16 protein-coding genes are annotated in these 14,744 nt (G+C 61.8%); 3 read left to right on the top strand and 13 right to left on the bottom strand.

The window, feature by feature from the left end; all coding sequences use genetic code 11:
- Positions 1-61: 61 nt before the first annotated feature.
- A complete protein-coding gene (locus tag BLW80_RS12680) occupies positions 62-439 on the bottom strand; it encodes a hypothetical protein (RefSeq protein ID WP_139285816.1) in 378 nt (125 codons plus the stop codon).
- A gap of 288 nt (positions 440-727) precedes the next feature.
- The gene (locus BLW80_RS12675; protein ID WP_093758263.1) at positions 728-1,333 is read right to left on the bottom strand and encodes a UCP034077 family protein; all 606 of its coding nucleotides are present in this window, start codon (positions 1,331-1,333) and stop codon (positions 728-730) included.
- A 198-nt stretch (positions 1,334-1,531) separates the two neighbouring features.
- Between BLW80_RS12675 and BLW80_RS12670 the strand changes: the two genes are divergently transcribed.
- Positions 1,532-2,197, top strand: coding sequence for a VOC family protein (locus tag BLW80_RS12670; RefSeq protein WP_093758262.1), 666 nt, complete (start codon positions 1,532-1,534; stop codon positions 2,195-2,197).
- A gap of 98 nt (positions 2,198-2,295) precedes the next feature.
- Here the strand turns inward: BLW80_RS12670 and BLW80_RS12665 are convergent, their stop codons facing one another.
- The gene (locus BLW80_RS12665) at positions 2,296-3,735 is read right to left on the bottom strand and encodes a GGDEF domain-containing protein (RefSeq protein ID WP_244528202.1); all 1,440 of its coding nucleotides are present in this window, start codon (positions 3,733-3,735) and stop codon (positions 2,296-2,298) included.
- Between the two features lie 200 nt (positions 3,736-3,935).
- Here BLW80_RS12665 and BLW80_RS12660 point away from each other — a divergent pair, with 200 nt between their 5' ends.
- Positions 3,936-4,394: an SRPBCC family protein gene (locus BLW80_RS12660; RefSeq protein ID WP_093759049.1), complete on the top strand. Its 459-nt coding sequence runs from the start codon at positions 3,936-3,938 to the stop codon at positions 4,392-4,394.
- A 279-nt stretch (positions 4,395-4,673) separates the two neighbouring features.
- Here the strand turns inward: BLW80_RS12660 and BLW80_RS12655 are convergent, their stop codons facing one another.
- Positions 4,674-6,293 carry a peptide chain release factor 3 gene (locus tag BLW80_RS12655; protein WP_093759048.1) on the bottom strand — a complete coding sequence of 540 codons (1,620 nt, stop codon included), beginning with the start codon at positions 6,291-6,293 and terminating at the stop codon, positions 4,674-4,676.
- 183 nt (positions 6,294-6,476) lie between these two features.
- Between BLW80_RS12655 and sugE the strand changes: the two genes are divergently transcribed.
- Complete coding sequence (sugE, locus tag BLW80_RS12650; RefSeq protein ID WP_093758260.1) at positions 6,477-6,791, top strand: quaternary ammonium compound efflux SMR transporter SugE; 315 nt, start codon at positions 6,477-6,479, stop codon at positions 6,789-6,791.
- 6 nt (positions 6,792-6,797) lie between these two features.
- Here sugE and BLW80_RS12645 read toward each other — a convergent pair whose 3' ends face one another.
- The 9 genes from BLW80_RS12645 to BLW80_RS12605 form a co-directional block, all read right to left on the bottom strand.
- Entirely contained in the window at positions 6,798-7,814 is a 1,017-nt protein-coding gene (locus BLW80_RS12645; RefSeq protein ID WP_089263901.1) for an inorganic phosphate transporter, read from the bottom strand.
- A gap of 14 nt (positions 7,815-7,828) precedes the next feature.
- Complete coding sequence (locus BLW80_RS12640; RefSeq protein ID WP_089264630.1) at positions 7,829-8,473, bottom strand: DUF47 domain-containing protein; 645 nt, start codon at positions 8,471-8,473, stop codon at positions 7,829-7,831.
- A gap of 275 nt (positions 8,474-8,748) precedes the next feature.
- A complete protein-coding gene (locus BLW80_RS12635; protein WP_093758259.1) occupies positions 8,749-9,423 on the bottom strand; it encodes a class I SAM-dependent methyltransferase in 675 nt (224 codons plus the stop codon).
- Between the two features lie 7 nt (positions 9,424-9,430).
- A complete protein-coding gene (locus tag BLW80_RS12630; RefSeq protein WP_093758258.1) occupies positions 9,431-10,399 on the bottom strand; it encodes a branched-chain amino acid ABC transporter permease in 969 nt (322 codons plus the stop codon).
- A gap of 1 nt (position 10,400) precedes the next feature.
- Positions 10,401-11,276, bottom strand: coding sequence for a branched-chain amino acid ABC transporter permease (locus BLW80_RS12625; protein WP_089263899.1), 876 nt, complete (start codon positions 11,274-11,276; stop codon positions 10,401-10,403).
- Between the two features lie 66 nt (positions 11,277-11,342).
- Positions 11,343-12,563, bottom strand: coding sequence for an ABC transporter substrate-binding protein (locus tag BLW80_RS12620; RefSeq protein ID WP_089263898.1), 1,221 nt, complete (start codon positions 12,561-12,563; stop codon positions 11,343-11,345).
- A gap of 36 nt (positions 12,564-12,599) precedes the next feature.
- The gene (locus BLW80_RS12615) at positions 12,600-13,823 is read right to left on the bottom strand and encodes an ABC transporter substrate-binding protein (protein WP_089263897.1); all 1,224 of its coding nucleotides are present in this window, start codon (positions 13,821-13,823) and stop codon (positions 12,600-12,602) included.
- Between the two features lie 69 nt (positions 13,824-13,892).
- On the bottom strand, positions 13,893-14,639 hold the full coding sequence (locus BLW80_RS12610; protein WP_089263896.1) for an ABC transporter ATP-binding protein: 747 nt from the start codon (positions 14,637-14,639) through the stop codon (positions 13,893-13,895).
- A partial coding sequence (locus tag BLW80_RS12605; protein ID WP_502688612.1) for an ABC transporter ATP-binding protein C-terminal domain-containing protein occupies positions 14,632-14,744 on the bottom strand: 113 nt, incomplete at its 5' end. The genes BLW80_RS12605 and BLW80_RS12610, both read right to left, overlap by 8 nt.

Below are 14,744 nucleotides of genomic sequence, written 5' to 3'. Positions count from 1 at the left end.
AACCTCTCCCCGCCCCGCGCGAAGCGAAGCTTCGCTAGGCGGGGCGAGGTAAGAAAGACCGTCACACGAACCGGCAGTTTCGCGCGGTTTGCGCCATGCCGGACGACGACGAGGTCGGAATGCTGTAGCTCGCCTCGCTCGGCGTTTGGCCGCGTGCAGGGATGATCACCATGCCGTGGTCCTTCACCGAGCCCTTGGCGTTGGTGACCGTGACGTCGATGCCGCAGGCGATCTTGCGGGCGCAGTTGTTCTCGAAATCCATCTTGAACGAATACTTGCCGTTGTCCTGCCAGAAGCCGACATACTTGTCGCCGACGCAGGCCTTGGCTTCCTCGGTCCAGTTGTCGGGCTCGGGCCAGAACAACAGTGCGCTGCCGCCGGTGAGCGCACCGACAACGCCAACCGTCGTCGCAATCAATACGAACCTGCGTCCAAACATCGCCGCCTCCGGAGTGACTTCCCCTTCGTCGCGGCGGGTGGCGCAGTGGTTCACTCTCTTAACCTCCCCCCGCTCTGCGCGGGGAGAGGTCGAAACGCGTGCGCAGCGCGTGTTTCGGGTGAGGGGCATGGCACAAAGCCAGCCACAAAGAAGCACCCTCGGATCTCGATACTGCAGACCCGAGATTCCGCGTCCTCCCCCCGCTATTCAAGGCCCCTCACCCGGAGCCGTCGCTACGCGCCGACTCCGACCTCTCCCCGCAAATGCGGGGCGAGGTTAGGAAGCAGCTTACTTCCCGGACTGCTTCTCCAACTCCCGGTTATCGACATAGCGGATCATGATCGGCCGCCCGGCGACCGCGCCGCCGAGGCCCTTGGTCAGCTTCAGCGGCAGGCATGCATCGAGGGAGCCGTTGATGGCCTTGAGATAGGTGCCGCGCGTGTCCTGCGGCGCATCCTTGCTCGCGAATGTTACGCGCGGCGGCGCGATCGGCATGCCGGCCGTGTTGAACGAAAACATCACCGACATCTGCATGCCCGCACGCGCACTCTCCACCGCGGGCGGCGACCAGCACGACCGCAAGGTGGCGAACAGGTCACCGATCGTATCGAGATCATGATCAGGCCGGCGGTAGAGAGCCTGCTGATCACCCGGCCGCACGCTTAGCACCGTGACCTGCAGGTTTTGCCCGATCGGATAATCGATCTCGGGAATGCACGGCCCGTGATCGAACACGCTGCAGGTGGACGGCGTGCACGGCTCGCCATCAAGCACGCTGCACGGCCTGTGCGAGAAAGGTACTGCATCGCCGGCGCGCAGCCGCCGCGCCTCCGCCTGGCCGGCGAATGCCACCAGTACGCCGACGATCAACAGTAACGTGAGGTTCCGTGTCATTCGGACACCCTTGCAAATGCGCCCTCACCTGAAATGATACAGGCGTGTGGCGTCATCAAGATCGGGATGGGTCACAACCGCACGAGCGAACCAACAAGCGGAACGCCGGCCAAACGACCGATTGCAGACATTGTTGCGCCTGCGCGCAGCCCGGCACCACACGTCGTCATCATCACACCCCGACCTCAGGAGACCGACATGAGCAGTCCCCAGGTGCATCGTGATACTTCCGTCACCATGAAGCTCGAAATCGTCGTCATTCCCGTGTCGAATGTCGACACGGCCAAGAGTTTTTACGCAAGCCTCGGCTGGAGGCTCGATGCCGACTTCGTGGTCGGCGACGACTATCGCGTGATCCAGTTCACGCCGCCGGGGTCGGATTGCTCGGTCATCTTCGGCAAGAACGTCACTGCTGCAGCGCCCGGTTCGGCGCAGGGTCTATATCTGATCGTCTCCGACATCGAGGCCGCCCGCGCAGACCTGCTCAGCCGCGGAGTCAAGGTGAGCGACGCCTTCCACGCCGTAGATGTCAATGTCGGGCCGGACGAGCCTTATTTGTTCGGACGGCTTCGGGTGAATGGCCCGGATCCCGCGCGGGCCAGCTATCGCTCCTTCGCATCATTCAGCGACCCGGACGGCAACGGCTGGCTGTTTCAGGAGATCACCGCGCGACTGCCCGGACGCATCGATGCCAGTGCCACGACTTTCAATTCATCTGCTGACCTTGCAGCCGCCTTGCGGCGAGCGGCAATCGCGCATGGTGAACACGAAAAGCGCACCGGCGGCCAGCATGACGAGAACTGGCCGGACTGGTATGCCGACTATATCGTGCGCGAGCAGAGCGGCGAGTCGTTGCCGACATAGCGGCCGCATCGCGTTGCATATGGAATACGTTGCAACTGAATCGTCTGACGCAAAGCTGGATGACTTGCGCACCCATCTTTGCGAAACCGAATTCGACGTCAGAGCCGGGCGCCGTCCTGGCTCTGCAGCTGCGGAAGCGCGTATCCGGATCCAGCAACTGGCGCGTCGGCAGAGGCGCTTAGCGTGCGAGAAACTGTGCGGTTGCGGCCGGTCCGCTTCGCTTCGTAAAGTCGCCCATCGACCCGCTTGTACAGGCTCGGCCAGCTATCTCCCGGCTGCAACGTCCCCACGCCGAAGCTCGCAGTGACCTGCCTCGCTCCATCCGGGACGGCAAAGCTGTTCTGCTCGATCGCGATCCTCAACCGTTCGGCGTAATCAACCGCTTCCTGTTCGTCCGTATCCGGAAGGAACACCGCAAATTCCTCGCCGCCCAGCCGCCCGACGATGTCGCGTTTGCGCGACGCGTTGCGCAGCATGCGCCCCACCTCCCCAAGGACATCGTCTCCGACGTCATGACCGAGGGTGTCGTTGATGCTCTTGAAGTTGTCGATGTCGCACAGAGCGAGCGCAGCACGGCTCGGTCCGTGTTTGCGCAGATGGGCGGATACCCGTTCTTGAAAGCCGCGCCGGTTCAGGATGCCGGTCAACAGATCGAGATCGCGTTCGCGACGAAGATCGTCGATCATGTCGGACACCGCCGCGGCGAGGATGGCCAGCGCCAGGCCGGCGCCGAGCACGGCGAGCGAAAGCTGGAGTGCTTGCCAAAACATCGAATTGCTGAACGCTGTTCTGTCGACCGGCGCGGAAAATCCGACCGTGAGCAGGGTTCGCGGAAAAAAATGCAATCCGAACAGCAACAGCACCCAGAACAGAGCCCGATCGACATAAGGCCCGCGCGCCAATGCGGTGAGCCGCCCCGCTGCGATCAGCATCAGGAGGCCGTAGCCGAAATTCTGGATGTAGACCCGGGCGATGAGACTGCGATCGATATAAAAGAAATAGGCGAGCAGAAGAACGAAGCCGGCAAGGATCGCCATATCGATGACCGGACCGAGCCCCTTCCCCGAACGCACCAGGACGCCCTCCACGGCGGCGATAACCGCCGACGTGTAGAGCGCGCCCGAGACGATGGCATTGGGCCCCGCGCCGGGCGGCAAACCCAAGATCTGCGACGTCGCACCGAGGGCAAACAGAACGCACGCGCCGGCCAGCAAAAGCAGGTAGTTGCGCTTCTTCTCGACGAGCCACGCGCAGACGAAGGCAGCCCCGAAGACGAACAGTATTCCGGGCGTGATCAGTTGGAGCGTAGTTCTGACGATGACCCCATTCATCTCGCTCAAACTTTCCAAAAGGCCCAGGTCGTCGTGACGCACGGCTTGGGCACCGGTACCTCGTAGCCAGAGAACACTATCAAATTTGACCGGAAATGCCTCAAATGCGAGTCGATGACGGGAACCGGGTTCGTCACGCCCGACGTCAAAGGCCGCGAATACATCGTCAGCCGCCCGGCTCACAAGGGAAGATGGATGGCCGGTCATCTCGCGAAGCCGCGCTTCGCGCTTTGCACAGCCAAGACGTGGGGAGAGTCTACCGCCCAACTCATACGTCATACACGGGCTTGACCCACGTACCCATCTTCCCCGACAAAGCCTCCACACAATACGCAGCGCTGTTGCGCACTCATCAAGAACAAGACCGTTCACAACTGCGCGAACAGACCGCGGAGGAACTGCCAGCCATGACCACACCCAAGACACCGACGCATCCGTTCGAGCGCAGCCACTCCATCGTGATTGCGGCTGCGCCCGAAGCTGTGTTCGACTACGTCACCAATCCGAAAACATGGCCGCAATGGCTGCCCTCCTCGCACGACATCGACTGCGAGGATCGCCCGATGCGGTTCGGCGACACGTTTCACGAACACTGGTCGACGCGGTCGGGCCCAGTCGCGCTGGACTGGCTGGTGATCGCCTGCGAGCGTCCGCGGCTCTGGATAGGCCTGACACATATGAGCGTCACCGGCCCGATCGTGGTGCAGTATGTGTGCGATGTGGTGGATGGCGGGACGAAATTCACGCGGACTGTGCGTAATCCTGCGCGGCCGAAGGCGCCGACGCCGGAAGTGGTTCAGCGGATCGATGAAGAAGCGGAGTTGGGTCTGGCGAATATCAAGAGGATCGTGGAATCCGGCACCTGACGCTGTGGCCTGAAGGCCGCACAAACTTCATATCCATTCCGCGACTTAACTATGTAGGGGCAGCGGCCGGTTCTCTGTTGCCTTGACTGACGATAGTTGCCGACGCGCTTCGCGGTCAGGAATCTTTCTTTAAGAATTCAGCGATACGGTCTTCTCAAGCGGTTCATGTATTGCGTACCGCTAGCAGGTTGAGATCCGCCGGAGCGACCCGGCGGATCGTCCTCGCTTTTCGTGAGAACGCTGCCTCACCATATAGACCGACGTCGAACGCGCAGTCTCTTACCCCTGCTTCTTCACGTCCTTGATATCAGAGAACACAATCCCCTCGGCGCGTTCCTTCGTATAGTTCAGATAGAAGTCGTTCTTCGCCAGGAACACCGGATCGCCGTCGACGTCATCCGCGACGCCAGAGTTGTTGTTCGACATGAAGGTCTCGAGCTTCTTCTTGTCGTCCGACGAAATCCAGCGCGCCAACGAGAATTCCGAGACTTCGAAACTGACCGGAAGCTGATATTCAGCGTCGAGCCGTGCCTTCAGCACGTCGAGCTGCAGCGGGCCGACGACGCCGACCAGGGCCGGCGCGCCGTCGCGCGGGCGGAACACCTGGACGACGCCCTCTTCCGACATCTGCTGCAAGGCTTCCTTCAGCTTCTTCGCCTTCATCGCATCGCCGAGACGCACACGACGCACGATTTCCGGCGCGAAGCTGGGCACGCCGATGAAGGTGATGTCCTCGCCATCGGTCAGCGTGTCGCCGATCCGCAACGTGCCGTGATTGGGGATGCCGACCACGTCGCCGGCGTAGGCTTCGTCGGCGATGGCGCGGTCCTGCGCGAAGAAGAATTGCGGCGACGACAGCGACATGTTCTTGCCGGTACGCACCAGCTTGGCCTTCATGCCCCTTGTCAGTTTGCCCGAGCACAGCCGCGCAAAGGCGATACGGTCGCGGTGGTTGGGATCCATGTTCGCCTGGATCTTGAACACGAAGGCCGACATCCGGGGCTCGTCGGCCTCGACCTTGCGCAAATTAGATTCCTGCGCGCGCGGCGATGGCGCAAAACGGCCGAGACCTTCGAGCAGATCGCCGACGCCGAAATTGCGCAGCGCGCTGCCGAAATAGACCGGCGTCATATGGCCTTCGCGGAACGACTGCAGGTCGAACGGTTTCGAGGCTTCCTTCACCAGTTCGAGTTCGTCGGCGACCTCGCTGGCGTCGAGATTGGGGTTGCGGCCGGCCAGATCGGCAATCTTGATCTTCTCGGCTGCGCCGGTCTTGGCGCCGCCGCCCTCCAACAGGCGGATGCCACCGGTCTCGATGTCATAGGTGCCCATGAAATCGCGGCCGCGGCCGACGGGCCAGTTGATCGGCGTGGTGTCGAGCGCCAGCGTCTTCTCGATCTCGTCGAGGAGATCGAACACGTCGCGGCTCTCGCGGTCCATCTTATTGACGAAGGTGATGATCGGGATGTCGCGGAGACGACAAACCTCGATCAGCTTCAGCGTCCGCGCCTCGATGCCCTTGGCGGCGTCGATCACCATGACAGCCGAGTCGACCGCGGTGAGCGTGCGATAGGTGTCTTCCGAGAAGTCTTCATGGCCCGGCGTGTCCAGCAGGTTGAAGACGTGGCCCTGGAATTCGAAGGTCATCACCGAGGTGACGACGGAGATGCCGCGGTCGCGCTCGATCTTCATCCAGTCAGAACGCGTGTTGCGGCGCTCGCCCTTGGCCTTGACCTGGCCCGCCAGATTGATGGCGCCGCCGAACAGCAGCAGCTTTTCGGTCAGCGTGGTCTTGCCGGCGTCAGGATGCGAGATGATCGCGAAAGTGCGGCGGCGGGCGACCTCAGTGGCAAGCGGGGAACGCGCGGCTGAGTCGGCGGAAAGGGCGATATCGGACATAAACGTGCCTGTGGCAGGGAAAACGGGCGCAATCAAGGGATTTTGGGCGGGAAACTGGCCGAAGTGGCGACCATCGGCCGCGTTGCGATCCGGCTGCGTGGGTCCCATATAACCCCTGCGAGGACGACCTCCAAATCATCATCATCTGCAGGGACGGCCCTGCCTGTTTACAGGGGTCATCCCATGGCTTGGCTATTGTTGTTCGTTGCGGGTCTGCTTGAAGTCGGCTGGGCCGTCGGGCTCAAATATACCGAAGGCTTCACCCGCCTCGTCCCCTCCGTCCTCACCCTCATCAGCATGACCGCATCCGTCGGCATGCTCGCCCTCGCCCTCAAGGAACTGCCGATGGGAACCGCCTATGCGGTGTGGACCGGCATCGGGGCGGTCGGCACCGCAGCGCTGGGCATGTACTTGTTCGGCGACCCGGCCACCGTGGCGCGGATCACCTGTATCGGGCTGATCGTGGCGGGCATTGCGGGACTGAAGCTGGTGTCGTGACCTGCGTCAGATAAAGCTCAGATGCAACAGCTTCACGATCCACCAGGTCGCCGCGGCGACGATCGCCGCGGCCGGGATCGTGATCACCCAGGCATAGACGATCGAACTTGCCACGTTCCAGCGCACCGCTGATACGCGACGGGCTGCGCCGACGCCGACGATCGCGCCGGTGATGGTATGTGTGGTCGAGACGGGAACGCCGAGGAACGTCGCCGCGAATAGCGTCGCCGCACCGCCGGTCTCGGCGCAGAAGCCCTGCATCGGCGTGAGCTTGGTGATGCGCAGACCCATGGTGCGGACGATGCGCCAGCCGCCCATCAGCGTGCCCAGCGCCATCGCCGCCTGACATGACAGCACGACCCAGAACGGCACGGAAAACTCCGTGCCGAGATGGCCCTGCGAATAGAGCAGCACCGCGATGATGCCCATGGTCTTCTGCGCATCATTGCCGCCATGGCCGAGCGAATACAGCGAGGCCGAGACGAACTGCAGAATGCGGAAGGCGCGGTCCACGGCGAAAGGCGTCGAGCGCACCGACGCCCATGACACGATGGCCACCAGCACCAGCGCCAGCAGGAAGCCCACCAGCGGCGACAGCACAATGGCCAGCAGCGCCTTGGACAGCCCGGTCCATAAGGCTGCCGAGAGTCCTGCCTTGGCGACACCTGCCCCGAGCAAACCACCGATCAGCGCATGCGACGAGCTCGAGGGAATGCCGAGGCCCCAGGTGATCACATTCCAGACGATGGCGCCCATCAGGGCCGCAAAGATCACCGCGGGATCGATGACGCTGGGCTCGATGATCCCGGTGCCGATGGTGTTGGCGACATGCAGACCGAACACCAGGAAGGCGATGAAGTTGAAGAATGCCGCCCACAGCACGGCATATTGCGGCCGCAGCACGCGCGTCGAGACGATCGTCGCGATCGAGTTGGCAGCGTCATGCAGGCCGTTGAGAAAGTCGAACAGCAATGCGATGGCGATGAGGCCGATCAGCACCGGAAAGGCGAGCGTGGCGTCCACCTGATGGCCCTGCCTTATACTTGTTCGATGACGATGCTGTTGATCTCGTTCGCGACGTCGTCGAAGCGGTCGGCCACCTTTTCAAGGTGCTTGTAAATCTCGGCGCCGACCACGAAATCCATGGTGTTGGCGTCGCGATGCTTGAGAAAGAGCTCCTTGAGCCCGATGTCGTGCAGATCGTCGACGCGGCCTTCGAGCTTGCCGACTTCCTCGGTGATCGCGGTGAGCAGGCCGACATTGTCGCCGATGGCGCTCATCAGCGGCACCGCGCGGCCGACAAGGTTGGCGCATTCCACCAGCAGCGTGCCGATCTCGCGCATCGGCGGCTCGAACTGGCGCACCTCGAACAGCATCACCGCTTTCGCCGTCTGCTGCATCTGGTCGATGGAATCGTCCATCGCCGTGATGAGGTTCTTGATGTCGACGCGATCGAACGGCGTGATGAAAGTGCGGCGAACGGCGGTCAGCACCTCGCGGGTGATGGCGTCGGCGTCGTTCTCGAACTGGTTGACACGCTGGCAGTAGACCGGCGTCTCGTCGCCGCCTTCCAGCATCCCCGCAAGCGCCTTGGAGCCCTCGACCACGGTCACTGAATGGCGGGCGAACAGGTCGAAAAACCTTTCCTCCCGGGGCAGAAAGGACCGGAACCAGCGCAGCATCATCTCATCCAACTGTCAGGAAAACGCAGCGACCGGACCGCCAGATGGCGGACATGGTCCCGCGGGGCCACCGCCGGCGGCCCTGTGTCACACGGATGTCATAAAGCATTTCCGGCCAAGACGGGCAATCACGCACCTTTTAGGCCCGATCATCCACCGCTTTATGACAGCCTGCTTTTCCTGAGGCAGTGCCTGGATTTAGAGCGACCGCTTGAAGTAATGCGCGATTTCGCCGATGACGCCGCGGCGCAAGGTCGGCCCAACCGTTGACGGCGCTACGCCTTGTAGGCGACCCAGCCCCTGAACGTGAACCCCGCATAAAACAGGGCAACGTCGGTGAAGCCTGCGTCCCACAGCAGGGCTTCGTCCTGCTCCGGCGACAGCAGCGGCAAGCGTTCGCCGATCGCCGAGATCGCATTCTCCGTATTGGCGGCCAGTACGCCGGATGCCGCCGCAAAAGCTGCGTAACGGGACAACCATCTGGCCTTTTCTCCGTCGTGCTGGGGAAAGCTGTGGTGGGCGACGACGAAGGGAGCGCCCGGCTTGAGCCGCCGGTGCACCTCGGCCAGCGTGCGTCGACGCTCCTCCTCCGGGATGAAATGCAGGGTCAGGATGCAGGTCGCCGCATCGAACGGCCCCTCGGGCGCGCCGTCTATATAGCCTTCATGGAGATCGACGCGTGACGCGAGCGGACCGAGCGTGCGCTTGGCCAGTCCCAGCATCTCGGCCGATGGATCGACGCCGCAAAAGCGCCATCCGGGGTGCGTCTCGGCAAAGGCCTTCAACTCCAGCCCACCACCCGCGCCAAGCACGAGCACATGGGCGTCATTCGGTGCCCGTTCCGCAAGGAGAATACGCGCCATCTGCAGCAAGCCGAGGAAGCCCGGCACTTGCCGCACCGGGCCTTCCGCATAGCGTGCCACTGCCTCCGGGTCGGAGAAGTATGACAACGGTGAACTACAGCGACCGCTTGAAGTAATGCGCGATTTCGCCAATGACGCCGCGGCGGAAGGTCAGCACGCAGACCACAAAGATCACGCCCTGGATCACCGTCACCCACTGGCCGAAGCCGGCGAGATATTGCTGCATAGCGATGATCACAAAGGCGCCCACCACAGGCCCGAACAGCGTGCCGAGGCCGCCGACCAGCGTGATCAGCACGATTTCACCGGACATGCTCCAATGCACGTCGGTGAGCGAGGCGTTCTGTGCCACGAACACCTTCAGCGCGCCGGCGAAGCCCGCAAGCGTGCCGGACAGGATATAGGCCAGCAGCTTGTATTGATCGGTCTTGTAGCCCAGCGACACCGCACGCGGCTCGTTCTCACGGATCGCCTTGAGCACCTCGCCGAAGGGCGAGTTAATGGCGCGGTAGATGATCAGGAAGCCCAGCGTGAAGCCGGCCAGGATCACGTAATACAGCGTGATCGGCTTCGAGAGATTGAACAGGCCGAACAGCGTGCCCTGCGGAATGCCCTGGATACCGTCTTCACCATGGGTGAACGGCGTTTGCAGATAGACGAAGTACAGGAGCTGCGACAGCGCCAGCGTGATCATGGCGAAGTAGATGCCCTGACGACGAATGGCGATCAGGCCAGTGACGACGCTGAGCGCAGCGGCGGCGACGACACCGACGACGATGCCGAGTTCGGGCGTCAGGCCCCACACTTTCAGCGCATGCGCCGTACAGTAGCCGGCGGTGCCCAGGAACATCGCGTGGCCGAACGACAGCAGACCGCCATAGCCGATCAAAAGGTTGAAGGCACAGGCGAGCAGCGCGAAGCAGAGCGCCTGCATCACGAAGAACGGATAGACGCCAGTGAGCGGCACGACCAGCAACAGTGCGGTCATGATCGCAAAGGCGACCATCTCGTCTTTGACGGTGCGGCGGGGTGACGGAATGGCGTTTTCAGTGATCGTTGTCATATCAGGCAGCCCGTCCCGTCAGTCCGGAAGGTTTCACAAGGAGCACCAGCACCATCAGCACGAAGACGACGGTGTTGGAGGCCTCGGGGTAAAAATACTTGGTCAGACCCTCGATGATGCCGAGGGCGAAACCGGTGATGATGGAGCCCATGATAGAGCCCATGCCGCCGATCACGACGACCGCGAACACGACGATGATCAGGTCCGCGCCCATCAGCGGGCGCACCTGGTTGATCGGCGCCGACAGCACGCCGGCGAGTGCCGCGAGACCGACGCCGAGACCGTAGGTCAGCGTGATCATCAGCGGCACATTGATGCCGAAGGCGCGGACCAGCGTCGGGTTTTCGGTGGCGGCGCGCAGGTAGGCGCCGAGCCGCGTACGCTCGATCAGGAACCAGGTCGCGATACAGACCACCAGCGAGAAGATAACGACCCAGCCGCGATAGATCGGCAGGAACATGAAGCCAAGATTCATACCGCCCTTCAGCGCATCCGGGATCGCGTAAGGCAGACCCGACGAGCCGAAATAATTCTGGAACACGCCCTGGATGATCAGCGCCAGACCGAAGGTCAGCAGCAGGCCATAGAGATGGTCGAGATTGGCGATCCATTTCAGCATGGTGCGTTCCATCACCATGCCGAACAGGCCGACCGCCAGCGGCGCCAGGATCAGCGCCGGCCAGTAGCCGATGCCGGCCAGGTTGAGCAGGAAGTATGCCGCAAACGCGCCCATCATATAGACGGCGCCATGGGCAAAATTGATGATGTTCAGCATGCCGAAGATCACGGCGAGACCGAGACTTAACAGCGCATAGAACGAGCCGTTGATGAGTCCGACCAGCAATTGCGCAGACAGGGCCTGTAGATTGATCGACATGTTGTTCTCAACTCTTATCGCAGGAAAGTCTTGGCCCGGCAGAGTGACGCCGCCGGGCCAACGATCTTATTTCTTCAGCAGCGCACAAGTGCTCTTCTCGATCGGTGTAAAGGCCTGATCGGCTGGCACTGTACCGGCAAGCTTGTAGAAATCCCACGGCGCCTTCGATTCCGACGGCTTCTTCACCTCGAACAGATAGCCTGGGTGAATCTTGCGGCCATTGGCTTCGATCTTGCCCTGCCCGAACAGCGGATCGTCGGTCGGCAATTCCTTCATCTTGGCAACGATCTTCGCGCCATCATGCGGATTGCTGCCGAGCGCTTCCAGCGCCTTGAAGTAGTGGATCAAGCCGGCATACACGCCCGCCTGCACCATCGACGGCGGAGCGCCGTTCTTCATGCGCGCCGCGAACTTCTTGGAGAAGTCGCGGGTCTTGTCGTTCAGGTCCCAATAGAAGGTCTCGGTGAAGCTGAGGCCCTGTGCGGTTTCAAGACCGATCGCCTTGACGTCGGTGATGAACAGCAGCAACGCCGCGAGCTTCTGACCGCCCTTGGCGATGCCGAATTCAGCCGCCTGCTTGATCGAGTTGGTGGTGTCGCCGCCGGCATTGGCCAGACCGATGACCTTGGCCTTCGACGACTGCGCCTGCAGCAGGAAGGAGGAGAAGTCCGCGGTGTTGAGCGGATGCTTGACGCCGCCGACCACCTTGCCGCCCGAGGATTTGACGACTTCCGAGGTATCGCGCTCCAGCGCGGCACCGAAGGCGTAGTCGGCGGTGAGGAAGAACCAGCTGTCACCGCCGGCCTTGACCATCGCCTGCCCGGTCGAATGCGCGAGCATGTAGGTGTCGTAGGTCCAGTGCACGGTGTTCGGCGAACACTGCGCATTGGTGAGATCCGACGTCGCGGCGCCCGAATTGATGTAGACGCCGTTCTTCTCCTTGACGATGTTGTTCACCGCCAGTGCCACGCCGGAATTCGGCACGTCGACGATGGTGTCGACCTTGTCGACGTCGAACCACTGCCGCGCGATGTTGGAGCCGATATCCGGCTTGTTCTGGTGATCGCCGGAAATGATGTCGATCTTCCAGCCCTTGGCCATCAGACCGGAGTCCTCCGCCGCCATCTGCGCAGCCAGGGTCGAGCCCGGGCCGCCGAGATCGGCGTAGAGACCGGACTGATCGCTGAGTGCGCCGATCTTGACAGTCTTGTCCTGGGCCATGACGACGCCCGCCATGGCCAGCGAAAGCGCCGTGCCGAGAAGTGCGGTTGAAATCTTGTTTTTCATGACTTCCTCTCAATAATTTGGACGACGGCTTCTAAATTAGGTCTTCTTCAAAAGCGGACAAGCACTCTTGTCGAGCGGCGTGAAGGCCTGATCGGCAGGGATCGTCGCCACGAGCTTGTAGTAATCCCAGGGTCCCTTCGACTCCTCAGGCTTCTTGACCTCGAACAGATAGGCCGGGTGCAGCTTGCGGCCGTTCGGCTGGATCGTGCCCTTGCCGAAGATGATGTCGTCCGTCGGGGTCGCCTTCATCTTGTCGACGATCTTCAATCCGTCATGGGAGTTGCCGCCCATCGCGTCGAGGGTCTTGAAGTAGTGGATCAGCGATGAGTAGACGCCAGCCTGCACCGTGGTCGGCATGGCCTTGTTCTTCGCGCGGTCCTGGAACCGCTTGGAGAATGCACGGGTACCGTCGTTGAGATCCCAATAGAAGGTCTCGGTCAGGTTCAGGCCGTTGGCAACCGGCAGACCGAGCGAATGGACGTCGGTGATGAACATCAGGAGGCCGGCCAGCTTCTGGCCACCCTTGACGATGCCGAATTCTGACGCCTGCTTGATCGAGTTGATGGTGTCGCCGCCGGCATTGGCGAGGCCAATGACCTTGGCCTTGGATGTCTGTGCCTGCAGCAGGAACGACGAGAAGTCAGCAGTGTTGAGCGGCGGACGGACGCTGCCGAGCACCTTGCCGCCGACAGCGTTGACGGCGTTGGTGGTGTCGCGCTCGAGCGCCGTCCCGAAGGCGTAGTCCGCGGTCAGGAAGAACCAGGTATCGCCGCCGGACTTGGTCAGCGCCGTGCCGGTGCCGTTGGCGAGCTGATAAGTGTCGTAAGCCCAGTGAATGGTGTTCGGCGAGCACTGCGCGTTGGACAGGTCCGACGTTCCCGAACCCGAATTCAGGTAGACGCCGTTCTTTTCCTTGACCACGTTGTTGACGGCGAGACCGACCGACGAGGTCGGCACGTCGACGACGACGTCGAGCTTGTCGCGATCGTACCACTGACGCACGATGTTGACGCCGATATCGGGCTTGTTCTGGTGATCTCCGACCAGCACGTCGATCTTCCAGCCCTTGGCGACCAGACCGGAGTCCTCGACCGCCATCTGCGCGGCAAGCACCGAGCCCTGCCCGGTGATATCGGCATAGAGGCCGGACTGGTCGTTCAGCACGCCGATCTTGGCGGTCTTGTCCTGGGCGAACGCAAGCGAGCTTGCGCTCATCATCAGCGCAAAACCCAGCAGCGACGTCGAAACGACTTTTTTCATTCTGTGCTCCCTACCCGTATTGATGGTTGTGTCTATCGTCGGACCGTTGGCTCGGTCCGTTATTCGATATTAGACGCCGAGATACGTATGCAGCTTGTCCATATTCGCCGAGAGCTCGGAATTGGCGAAGCCATCGATGATCTTGCCGTGCTCGACGATGTAGTAGCGATCCGCCACCGTGGCAGCGAAACGGAAGTTCTGCTCGACCAGCAGGATGGTGAAGCCTTCCGACTTCAACCGCGCGATGGTGTGGCCGATCTGCTGGATGATGACAGGTGCGAGACCTTCGGTCGGCTCGTCCAGCATCAGGAAGCGCGCGCCGGTGCGCAGGATGCGGCCGATCGCCAGCATTTGTTGCTCACCGCCGGAGAGTTTTGTCCCCTGGCTGTTAAGACGCTCTTTCAGATTTGGAAACAGCTCGAAGATCTGATCCAGAGACAACCCGCCCGGCCGGATCGTCGGGGGCAGCATCAGATTCTCTTTCACGTCGAGGCTGGAGAAGATGCCGCGTTCTTCCGGACAGAATGCGATGCCCTGCTTCGCGATCTTGTCGGACGAGGTCTTGATGATCTCGTTGCCTTCGAACTTTATCGAGCCGGTGCGCTTGCCGATGATGCCCATGATGGACTTCAGCGTCGTGGTCTTGCCGGCGCCGTTGCGACCGAGCAGCGTGACGACTTCGCCCGGCTTCACGTTGAAATTGATGCCGTGAAGAATGTGCGACTCGCCATACCAGGCTTCGAGATTCTCGATGCTGAGAATTGGATTGCCAGTTGCTGCAGTCGTTGCCGGTGCGGCCATTGTGATCTCAGCCATGCCCGGCTCCCAGATAAGCTTCCTTGACGCGCTCGTCCTTGGTCAGATCGGCGTAGCTGCCTTCCGCAAGAACCTTTCCGCGAGTCAGAACGGTAATGATGTCCG

The sequence above is a fragment of the Tardiphaga sp. OK245 genome (genome assembly GCF_900108575.1).
GTDB classification, from domain to species: domain Bacteria; phylum Pseudomonadota; class Alphaproteobacteria; order Rhizobiales; family Xanthobacteraceae; genus Tardiphaga; species Tardiphaga robiniae.
The sequence above is the reverse complement of the archived record's forward strand: the minus strand, read 5'-3'. Positions and strand labels throughout refer to the sequence as shown.

Excerpts from the sequence above, each read along its gene's own strand:
- BLW80_RS12680 (WP_139285816.1), bottom strand. The coding sequence starts at position 439 with ATGTTTGGACGCAGGTTCGTATTGATTGCGACGACGGTTGGCGTTGTC.
- BLW80_RS12675 (WP_093758263.1), bottom strand. The coding sequence starts at position 1,333 with ATGACACGGAACCTCACGTTACTGTTGATCGTCGGCGTACTGGTGGCA.
- BLW80_RS12670 (WP_093758262.1), top strand. The coding sequence starts at position 1,532 with ATGAGCAGTCCCCAGGTGCATCGTGATACTTCCGTCACCATGAAGCTC.
- BLW80_RS12665 (WP_244528202.1), bottom strand. The coding sequence starts at position 3,735 with ATGACCGGCCATCCATCTTCCCTTGTGAGCCGGGCGGCTGACGATGTA.
- BLW80_RS12660 (WP_093759049.1), top strand. The coding sequence starts at position 3,936 with ATGACCACACCCAAGACACCGACGCATCCGTTCGAGCGCAGCCACTCC.
- BLW80_RS12655 (WP_093759048.1), bottom strand. The coding sequence starts at position 6,293 with ATGTCCGATATCGCCCTTTCCGCCGACTCAGCCGCGCGTTCCCCGCTT.
- sugE (WP_093758260.1), top strand. The coding sequence starts at position 6,477 with ATGGCTTGGCTATTGTTGTTCGTTGCGGGTCTGCTTGAAGTCGGCTGG.
- BLW80_RS12640 (WP_089264630.1), bottom strand. The coding sequence starts at position 8,473 with ATGCTGCGCTGGTTCCGGTCCTTTCTGCCCCGGGAGGAAAGGTTTTTC.
- BLW80_RS12630 (WP_093758258.1), bottom strand. The coding sequence starts at position 10,399 with ATGACAACGATCACTGAAAACGCCATTCCGTCACCCCGCCGCACCGTC.
- BLW80_RS12625 (WP_089263899.1), bottom strand. The coding sequence starts at position 11,276 with ATGTCGATCAATCTACAGGCCCTGTCTGCGCAATTGCTGGTCGGACTC.
- BLW80_RS12620 (WP_089263898.1), bottom strand. The coding sequence starts at position 12,563 with ATGAAAAACAAGATTTCAACCGCACTTCTCGGCACGGCGCTTTCGCTG.
- BLW80_RS12615 (WP_089263897.1), bottom strand. The coding sequence starts at position 13,823 with ATGAAAAAAGTCGTTTCGACGTCGCTGCTGGGTTTTGCGCTGATGATG.
- BLW80_RS12610 (WP_089263896.1), bottom strand. The coding sequence starts at position 14,639 with ATGGCTGAGATCACAATGGCCGCACCGGCAACGACTGCAGCAACTGGC.